We start from the raw sequence: 9,084 nt of genomic DNA, 5'->3' as shown, positions 1-9,084 counted from the left end.
TACCCCCGGGCTAGGCTGCGTGGCATCGGGTGCCACCTGGCCCCGCCGTCCGTTGCCCGTGCCGTCATCCATGCTTCACGGTGCGATCCACGCTGCTTCATGCATGGACATGCCAGCGTGGTCTAGTCCACAATGCAGGCAACGAACACCGCAGGGCGAACAGCTGTAAAGCCTCCGTCTTCCCCGCACAGGAAGGCGGATTCGAGGAACCGGTGCTCTCTGCCCTGACTGCCCCGGCTCCTCGGCCTTCGGCCGACCGGGACCGCACACCCCACGGCCGATGATGCTCCGGGCTGCGGTGCCGGGAGGGCTGAGGGTCCCTCTCAGGCGCCGCGGCCCGCGGGTGTTTTCCGGCCGCTCCGAGTGCCCCGGTACGCTCGCACTCGTGCCCTCCATGAACGAACTGGTCCGCCAGCACACCGCGCTCGACGACTCCGACCTCGAGTGGCTTCACCTGCTGGTGTCGGAGTGGCAACTGCTCTCCGACCTCTCCTTCGCCGACCTGGTCCTGTGGGTCCCCACCGAGGACGGCACCCGCTACGTCTCGGTGGCGCAAATGCGCCCCAACACCGGCCCCACCTCCTACCAGGACGACATGGTCGGGCACCTCGTGCCGCGCGGCCGCCGTCCCCTGCTGGACGCGGCGCTGGACGAGGGGCGCATCGTCCGCGAGGGCGACCCGGAGTGGCGCGAGGAGGTCCCCGTACGGGTCGAGTCCATCCCGGTGCGCCGCAACGGCCGCGTCCTCGGTGTGATCGCCCGCAACACCAACCTGCTGACCGTGCGCACCCCGAGCCGGCTGGAGCTGACCTACCTCCAGAGCGCCTCCGACCTCGCGCAGATGATCGCGGCCGGGACCTTCCCCTTCCCCGGCCAGCACGTCGACATGGACGCCTCCCCGCGTGCCGGGGACGGACTGATCCGGCTGGACGCGGACGGCATCGTCCAGTACGCCTCCCCGAACGCGCTCTCCGCCTACCACCGCCTCGGCCTCGCCGCCGACCTGGTCGGCCACGACCTCGGCACCACCACCGCCGAACTCGCCCCCACCCGGGGCCCGGTGGACGAAGCGCTCGCCAAGCTGGCCAGCGGCTGGGCGCCCCGCGAGTTCGAGATCGAGGCGAATGACGGGGTCATCCAGTTCCGGACGATTCCGCTCAAGCCCAAGGACACCCGCATCGGTTCCCTGGTGCTCTGCCGCGACGTCACCGAACTGCGGCGCCGCGAACGGGAATTGATCACCAAGGATGCGACCATCCGGGAAATCCACCACCGGGTGAAGAACAACCTCCAGACCGTGGCCGCCCTTTTGCGGCTCCAGGCCCGCCGGATCGAGTCCGAGCGCGGCCGGGAGGCGCTGGAGGAGGCGGTGCGCCGGGTCGGCTCGATCGCCATCGTGCACGAGACGCTCTCCCAGAACCTGGACGAGCGGGTCGAGTTCGACGAGATCGCCGACCGCGTGCTCGCCATGGTCGCCGAGATCTCTCCCGGCCGTGTCACCGGCCGGCGCAGCGGACGCTTCGGCGTACTCGACGCCGAGGTGGCCACCCCCCTGTCGATGGTCCTCACCGAGGTCCTGCAGAACGCCCTGGAGCACGGCTTCCGCGAGGGCGACACCGGAACCGTCGAGGTCTCGGCGGTCCGCGGCGGCACCACCAAGGAGGGCCGCCTGCTGGTCACCGTCCAGGACGACGGCGTGGGCCTGCCCGAGGGCTTCGACCCGCACACCGCGGGCAACCTCGGCCTCCAGATCGTACGGACGCTGGTGGAGGGCGAGTTGAGCGGCACCTTCGACATGGTGCCGGGGCCCGAGCGCGGGACGCGGGTGATCCTGGACATCCCGGTGCGGCCGCAGCGATAGGGGCGTCGGGCCGGTTTTCCCCCGGCCCGCTCCGGCCCGGGCAAGCGAAAAGCCTCGGACCACTGGTGGTCCGAGGCTCGTGCTCGTTGCTGTTGCCCCTCGGTGGGGGCACCCCCCCGCCCGGCCGGAGCCGGGACCTGGAGGAGCATCGGGGAACTGCGCGCTGCGGCTCGGGGGCGGGAGAAGCGCACGTGGTGTGCGCGCCGCCAAGCTCAGGCTGTCAGCAGGGGTGGGAGTGTCAGGCGGAGGCCTGACGAGCCCGGTTGCGGGCGGCGCGGCGCTTCATGGCGCGGCGCTCGTCCTCGCTGAGACCACCCCAGACGCCGGAGTCCTGGCCGGACTCGAGCGCCCACTGCAGACACTGCTCCATGACGGGGCAGCGACGGCAGACGGCCTTGGCTTCCTCGATCTGCAGCAGCGCAGGACCGGTGTTGCCGATGGGGAAGAAGAGCTCGGGGTCTTCCTCGCGGCAAACGGCGTTGTGACGCCAGTCCATGGCTGCTACCTCTCCTTGGTACGTGCAGGTATTACGTGCAAGTTGCTTGTGAATGTGAACGCTTTCACGAGTCCCCCAACAAGTGAAGGGCCGACTGCCGAGTTGTCCCGGTGTGGTCCTGTGGATTGAAGGGAGATCGGTGATCAGTGGACGCCGATTCTGCGGGCCGTCCCGATCGCCACGTAGAGACTCGCAAACCTCGGCGACGGATACAACCCCTTCCGGAAGATTTTTTTTGATTCCTCGGTGTCGACTAGGTCACAGCCGTACTTCCATGGGGTGGACCCTGGCCTAAACGTTCGAGTGAAAGGACTTTTGCCTGTTCCGCTCACACAATCACACGCAGTGCACGGCGAACGCCTGTGAACGTCACGCTCGTCCGCAGCCCTAGGTGGTCGCCGTCCATCTGGAGGGGCAGAGGGACCTTCGAATGCAAGGTGAAGCGGTCCAGATCGTGCAGGGAGAAAGCATGTCTCCCATGGGGTCCACGCTCGGGGGACGAAGTGAGCAACTGGGTCGCATACCGGGCAACGGCGGCCGTGGACAAGCGACTTAGGCCGAGTACGTCGAGCCCTTTATCGAACGACGCCTTAGGCGACGTGTACATCGGGCGATTGCCGAGATAGGTCCAGGGGGACGTGTTCGAGACTATGGCGACAACCAGGTCCGCCACCGGGTCGGCGCCCGGCCGCTCCAGCTCGATCGTGCCGTGCCGGCGGTTGGGCTCACCGAGGAACTGCCGTACCACCTGGCGCACGTAGAGGGCGTGCGTCGACTTCCTGCCGCGCTCGCGCTCCCGCTCGACCCGGCCGACCACGCCCGCGTCGAAGCCGAGACCGGCATTGAAGGTGAACCAGCGCTCCGGCACCGCCTCGTCCGCCGTACCCGGCGTCCCGGAGGTCAGACCGAGCCCGACCACCCGCTCCCGGCCCTCGCGCAGCGCGTCGAGGAGGGCGCCGGTCGCCTCGACCGGATCGTTGGGCAGCCCGAGCGCGCGGGCGAAGACATTGGTGGAACCGCCGGGCACCACGGCGAGACCGGGCAGCCGCTCCAGGTCGGGGCCCGCGTGCAGCAGGCCGTTGACCACCTCGTTCACCGTGCCGTCGCCGCCGAGGGCCACGACCATGTCGATGTCGTCACTCTCCGCAGCCGACTGGGCCAGATCGCGCGCGTGGCCGCGGTACTCGGTGGTGACCGCCTCCAGCTTCATCTCGCTCGCCAGGGCGTGGATCAGCACATCGCGTCTGCGTGCGCTGGTGGTGGTTGCCGCCGGATTGACCACGAGAAGTGCACGCATGACTGGCAGCGTACCTACTGGGGGGTATCGGGCCCAGAGCGAGTTGAGGATCGGGTAAGAGAAGACGGCGTGAGCCTCGCCACGCACCGCCCGGCGCCCCTCGGGCACAGGGCTACCCTTCTCGGGTGAGCAGCGAGCAGACTTCCGCCCCGGACCCCGCCGAGGCCGCAGCGGCCCCCACTCCCCGCCCGCGCCGGCTGACCTGGGCCGCCGCGCTGGCCGCCGTGGAGGGCGCCGGACTGGTGATCGCGGCCGTATGGATACTCGTGCTCGGCCTCACCGGCTCCCCGGACGACCGCCAGCAGGCCGTCACCGGCGGGATCACCCTGGCAGTGCTCGCGCTCCTGCCGCTGCTCGCCGCGCGCGGGCTGTTCCTCATGCGCCGCTGGAGCCGGGGCCCCGCCGTCATCACCCAGATCCTGGCCCTGCCGGTCGCCTACAACCTGCTCAAGGCCGACAGCGTGGCCATCCCGGCCGGCATCGTCCTCGCTGCGGTGGCCGTGGCCTCCCTGGTCCTCCTGGTCAACCCGGCCACGGCCCGGGCCCTCGACATCAAGGGGCCGGGCCGGGCGGGCTGAGACCCGGCCCGGCGGTCGTACGCGCGAAGCCCCCGCCTCGGCGGGGGCTTCGTGTTTCCCGAGGGCTACTCCTCGACCAGGAGCTTCTCCCGCAGCTGCGCCAGCGTGCGGGCCAGCAGCCGCGAGACGTGCATCTGCGAGATGCCGACCTCCTGTGCGATCTGCGACTGGGTCATGTTCCCGAAGAAGCGCAGAAGCAGGATGCGCTTCTCCCGGGGCGGCAGGTCCTCCAGGAGCGGCTTCAGCGACTCGCGGTACTCCACGCCCTCCAGCGCCTCGTCCTCGGCGCCGAGGGTGTCCGCGACCGCCGGGGACTCGTCGTCGGTGTCGGGGACGTCCAGGGACAGCGTGGAGTAGGCGTTCGCCGACTCCAGGCCCTCCAGGACCTCCTCCTCGGAGATGGCCAGCTTCTCGGCCAGCTCGTGCACCGTGGGGGAGCGGCCGTGCTGCTGCGACAGCTCCGCCGTCGCCGTGGTCAGCGCGAGCCGCAGCTCCTGGAGCCGGCGCGGCACCCGGACCGCCCAGCCCTTGTCCCGGAAGTGCCGCTTGATCTCGCCGACGACCGTCGGGGTGGCGTACGTGGAGAACTCGACCCCGCGCTCGGGGTCGAACCGGTCCACGGACTTGATCAGACCGATGGTGGCGACCTGGGTGAGGTCGTCCAGCGGCTCGCCGCGGTTGCGGAAGCGGCGCGCCAAGTGCTCGACGAGCGGCAGATGCATCCGGACCAGCCGGTTGCGCAGCTCCGCGTACTCCGGGGTGCCGTCCGCCAGACCGCGCAGCTCGATGAACAGCGCACGGGCGCCGCTGCGGTCGTGCGGGTCGTGCGGGGCCGCGCGCACGGCCTCCGTCGTGCCCGGCGCCGCGTCCTCGGCGTGTCGCTCGTGCTCGCTCATCGTCCCGCCCGTAGCCCTTCCCCGAGCCCTCGCCCCGGCGCGGGCGGCCGTGCCGCCGCTGCCGCGCTGCCCCAAGGGCGCGCTCCGCACGGTCCCCTCGCCGACGGCCCGCGCGGAGTCGTCCTCCGGGTGGGGCCTGGCCTGCTCGGGAATGCCGTCGATGCCGTCGGCCATGTGCCGGGGTACGTCCGCCGGGCCCTGCCTCGGGTTCTCGGCCTCGCCCGAGCGGGGAGCACCCGTCTCCCCGGTCGGCAGCCGCCTTGTGCCGCGCTCTTCGTCCCGCACCGGACCGTCCCCGTTCCTCACGCCGGGCCGGGGCCCGCGCCGCGTTGTTTGTACAGGCTGATCGACACGGTCCGGTCCTCGTCCACGGCGGACGAGACCTTGCCCGCCAGGGCCGACAGAACGGTCCAGGCGAACGTGTCCCGCGACGGGGCGTGGCCGTCGGTCGTCGGCGCCGAGACCGTGACCTCCAGCGAGTCGTCGACGAGCCGGAAGACACAGCTCAGCACGGACCCCGGCACGGCCTGCTGGAGGAGGATCGCGCAGGCCTCGTCGACCGCGATGCGCAGGTCCTCGATCTCGTCCAGGGTGAAGTCCAAACGGGCCGCCAGACCGGCCGTGGCCGTCCGCAGCACCGACAGGTAGGCACCCGCGGCCGGCAGACGGACTTCCACGAAGTCCTGGTTCGCCGTGGGCTCGCCCGCGATCTGGGACACCCTCACCTCCATGGTGGTACAAGCTTTACGGGGCCGAGGGTCGCCCCCCGGCGTAACGCGTTGGTGGTTCCGCGGTGACGCTATCGCGCCCGGAACGTCCCTGTCCCCATGACCCCGACCCCCTGGCGTCACTCACAGTAAAACTCTGAATACGCTCCGTGTCTAGGGGGTTTGCGGGTCCAAATGGGAAGAGCGCGCGCCGGGTTGACGTACCCAGGCGTCAGGCGGTCGAACCGTCCGAGGTCGGAGTGCCTGTCACACGCGCGTTCATGGTCACGTCCGCGGTCATATGCGCGGTCACGGTCGCGGTCACGTTCGTGGTCATACGAGTACGTGGTCGACGAAGCACCACCGCCAGTCCTCGCCCGGTTCGTACGTCCGCATCACGGGGTGGCCCGAGTCCGCGTGGTGCTTGGTCGCGTGCCGGTTCGGCGACGAGTCGCAGCAGCCGATGTGGCCACAGGTCAGGCAGATCCGCAGCTGCACCGGGTCCGTCCCGTCCGCCAGGCACTCCAGGCACGTCTCGCTGAGCGGTCCGGGTTCCGGGAGCGGCAGCGCGTCGACGTGCGTGCACTGTTTCATGATTGCCAGATTACGTCGGGTGCGCGGGTGGCCGCGCGGAAAAACGAGGGCGGGCGAGGACCATGGACGTGATGCCGCTGCTGTTGCTGGTGGCGGGCAGCGCCGCCGTCGCCGGCGCGGCCCGGCGCACCCCCGTACCGGCACCGCTGCTGCTGGTCGCCGTCGGCCTCGCCGCGTCGTACATCCCCGGGGTGCCGGACTACACCCTCGAACCCGAGGTCGTCCTGCCGCTGCTGCTGCCCCCGCTGCTGTACACCTCCGCGACCGACAGCTCCTACCTCGACCTGCGCGCCCAGGTGCGCCCGGTGGCCCTGCTCTCGGTCGGCTATGTGCTCTTCGCGACCGTGGCCGTCGGCTGGGCCGCGCATCTGCTGGTCCCCGGGCTGCCGCTGACCGCCGCCCTGGTCCTCGGCGCGGTCGTGGCGCCGCCCGACGCCGTCGCGGCCACCGCCGTGGCACGCCGGGTCGGGCTGCCGTCCCGGATCACGACGATCCTCCAGGGCGAGTCCCTGCTGAACGACGCCACCGCCATCACCGCCTACAAGGTCGCCCTCGCCGCCGCCATCGGGGAGGGCGCCACCTGGTCCGGCGGGGTGGAGGAGTTCCTGCTCGCCGCCGTCGGCGGGGTCGGCGTCGGCCTCGTCCTCATGGCGCCGCTGCACTGGCTGCGCACCCATCTGAAGGAACCCCTCCTCCAGAACACCCTCTCCCTGCTCATCCCCTTCGTCGCCTACGGCATCGCCGAGCAGCTGCACGCCTCCGGGGTGCTCGCGGTCGTGGTCGTCGCGCTCTACCTCGGCCACCGCGCGTGGGAGGTCGACTTCGCCACCCGCCTCCAGGAGGAGGCCGTGTGGAAGATGGTCGCCTTCATCCTGGAGTCCGCCGTCTTCGCCCTGATCGGCCTCCAGCTGCACGGCGTCATCCAGGGACTCGGCGCGTACGAGGCCGCGGCCGCCGCCGGGTACGCCGTCGCCCTCTTCGCGGTCGTCGTCCTGGCCCGGTTCGTCTGGGTCTACCCGGCGGCCTTCCTGCCCCGCATCCTCTCGGAGCGCGTGCGAACCCGCGAGGAGAACCCGACCTGGCGGGGCGCCCTGGTCACCGGCTGGGCCGGAATGCGCGGCGTGGTCTCGCTCGCCATCGCCTTCTCCATCCCGGCCACCGTGCACGGGGGCGAGCCCTTCCCGCAGCGCAACCTGATCCTCTTCCTGACCTTCACGACCGTCATCGGCACGCTCGTCGTCCAGGGGCTGTCGCTGCCCCCGCTGATCCGCCTCCTGAAGTTCCCCGGGCGCGACCAGCAGGCCGAGACCCTGGCCGAGGCCAACGCCCAGGCACAGGCGTCGCTCGCCGCCGAGTCCCGGCTCGACGCCCTCCTGTCCGACGAGCGCAACACCCTGCCCGCCCCGCTCGCCGACCGGCTGCGCGCCGTCCTGGAGCGCCGCCGCAACGCGGTCTGGGAACGGCTCGGCCAGGTCAACCCGGTCACCGGTGAATCCGTCGACGACACCTACCGCAGACTCTCCCGCGAGATGATCAGCGCCGAACGCGAGGTCTTCGTCCGGCTGCGCGACCACCGCTACATCGACGACGAGATGCTGCGGGCGCTGCTGCGCAGGCTGGACCTGGAGGAGGCGGCGGCTTATCGGGAGGCGGGGTAGGTCACTGGTTCTCCAAGGGGCCCTGATTCTCCAAGAGTCCCCGGTTCTCCAAGGGGCGCCCGGTGATCACCGCCGCGACCCTCGTCCCGCGCGGGAAGGCGCCCTCTTCCGCGAGCGTGGTGAGGGCGAACAGCAACTTGGCGACATACAGCCGCTCCACGGGCAGTCCATGGAGCTTCTCGAACTCATCGGCGAACGCCTCCAGCTCCGGTGTCGTCCGCGCGTAACCCCCGCAGTGGAAGCGGTCGTCCAGCGACCAGGAGCCCGTACGGGCGCCGAACGCGCGCTCCTGGAGCGCACGTATCCCGCCCTCCATGAAGCCGCCTTTGAGCACGGGGACGCCGAGCGCGCGCTGACCGGGCGCGAGCCCCGCCGCGAGACCGGCCAGCGTGCCGCCCGTACCGCAGGCCACCGCGATCACGTCGGCCCGGTCGCGCAGCTCCGCGCCGAGTGCCCGGCAGCCGCGTACCGCCTCGGCGTTGCTGCCGCCCTCCGGGACGACGTACGCCCCCTCGGCGCCCGCCGCGCGCAGGATCGCCGCGAGAGTCTCCGGCTCGTCCTTGCGGCGGTACGCCGACCTGTCCACGAAGTGCAGCCGCATTCCGTCGGCCGCGCAGCGCGCCAGCGAGGGGTTGAGCGGGCGGTCCGCCAGCTCCTGGCCGCGCACCACCCCGGTCGTGGCGAAGCCGAGCAGCCGGCCCGCCGCCGCGGTGGCGCGCAGATGGTTGGAGTAGGCCCCGCCGAAGGTGACCAGCTCCCGGCCGCGCGCCGCCTCGACGTTCGGCATCAGCTTGCGCCACTTGTTGCCGATCAGCTCCGGGTGGATCAGGTCGTCCCGCTTGAGCAGGAGGCGTACGCCGTGCCGGGAGAAACGGTTGTCCTGGATCTCTGTGAGGGGGGAGGGGAGGGCGGGGCTGAGGGGCATGGGGTCATTGTCGCGCGAGGGCCGGGCGGGGGCGCTCGGGGCCGCTCGGGGCCGCCCGGGGTCGCTCAGGGG

9 protein-coding genes are annotated in these 9,084 nt (G+C 71.3%); 3 read left to right on the top strand and 6 right to left on the bottom strand.

The features are described from left to right. Window positions 1-394 precede the first annotated feature (394 nt). Window positions 395-1,861 carry a histidine kinase N-terminal domain-containing protein gene (locus tag AB0E91_RS05400; protein WP_361777292.1) on the top strand — a complete coding sequence of 489 codons (1,467 nt, stop codon included), beginning with the start codon at window positions 395-397 and terminating at the stop codon, window positions 1,859-1,861. Between the two features lie 238 nt (window positions 1,862-2,099). On the opposite strand, the gene AB0E91_RS05395 is transcribed toward AB0E91_RS05400, so the two are convergent. Continuing rightward, on the bottom strand, window positions 2,100-2,357 hold the full coding sequence (locus tag AB0E91_RS05395; protein ID WP_016639615.1) for a WhiB family transcriptional regulator: 258 nt from the start codon (window positions 2,355-2,357) through the stop codon (window positions 2,100-2,102). A gap of 328 nt (window positions 2,358-2,685) precedes the next feature. Beyond that, a complete protein-coding gene (locus AB0E91_RS05390) occupies window positions 2,686-3,654 on the bottom strand; it encodes a diacylglycerol kinase family protein (RefSeq protein WP_361775565.1) in 969 nt (322 codons plus the stop codon). A gap of 125 nt (window positions 3,655-3,779) precedes the next feature. Between AB0E91_RS05390 and AB0E91_RS05385 the strand changes: the two genes are divergently transcribed. Next, window positions 3,780-4,232 carry a hypothetical protein gene (locus tag AB0E91_RS05385; RefSeq protein WP_361775562.1) on the top strand — a complete coding sequence of 151 codons (453 nt, stop codon included), beginning with the start codon at window positions 3,780-3,782 and terminating at the stop codon, window positions 4,230-4,232. Window positions 4,233-4,297: 65 nt separating this feature from the next. Here the strand turns inward: AB0E91_RS05385 and AB0E91_RS05380 are convergent, their stop codons facing one another. From AB0E91_RS05380 to AB0E91_RS05370, 3 genes are all read right to left on the bottom strand, one after another. Beyond that, the gene (locus tag AB0E91_RS05380) at window positions 4,298-5,434 is read right to left on the bottom strand and encodes an RNA polymerase sigma factor SigF (protein ID WP_361775559.1); all 1,137 of its coding nucleotides are present in this window, start codon (window positions 5,432-5,434) and stop codon (window positions 4,298-4,300) included. Further along, window positions 5,431-5,847 (bottom strand): anti-sigma regulatory factor, encoded by a 417-nt coding sequence (locus AB0E91_RS05375; RefSeq protein ID WP_018544439.1) that lies wholly within the window; start codon window positions 5,845-5,847, stop codon window positions 5,431-5,433. The genes AB0E91_RS05380 and AB0E91_RS05375 overlap by 4 nt, the downstream gene beginning before the upstream one ends. Window positions 5,848-6,168: 321 nt before the next feature. Next, entirely contained in the window at window positions 6,169-6,429 is a 261-nt protein-coding gene (locus AB0E91_RS05370; protein ID WP_018544440.1) for a UBP-type zinc finger domain-containing protein, read from the bottom strand. A 62-nt stretch (window positions 6,430-6,491) separates the two neighbouring features. Here AB0E91_RS05370 and AB0E91_RS05365 point away from each other — a divergent pair, with 62 nt between their 5' ends. Beyond that, a complete protein-coding gene (locus AB0E91_RS05365) occupies window positions 6,492-8,087 on the top strand; it encodes a Na+/H+ antiporter (protein ID WP_361775556.1) in 1,596 nt (531 codons plus the stop codon). Between the two features lies 1 nt (window position 8,088). On the opposite strand, the gene AB0E91_RS05360 is transcribed toward AB0E91_RS05365, so the two are convergent. Then, complete coding sequence (locus tag AB0E91_RS05360) at window positions 8,089-9,012, bottom strand: pyridoxal-phosphate dependent enzyme (RefSeq protein ID WP_361775553.1); 924 nt, start codon at window positions 9,010-9,012, stop codon at window positions 8,089-8,091. Window positions 9,013-9,084: the final 72 nt, after the last annotated feature.

It is taken from the genome of Streptomyces sp. NPDC026659, assembly GCF_040638245.1.
GTDB lineage: Bacteria > Actinomycetota > Actinomycetes > Streptomycetales > Streptomycetaceae > Streptomyces.
The sequence above is the reverse complement of the archived record's forward strand: the minus strand, read 5'-3'. Positions and strand labels throughout refer to the sequence as shown.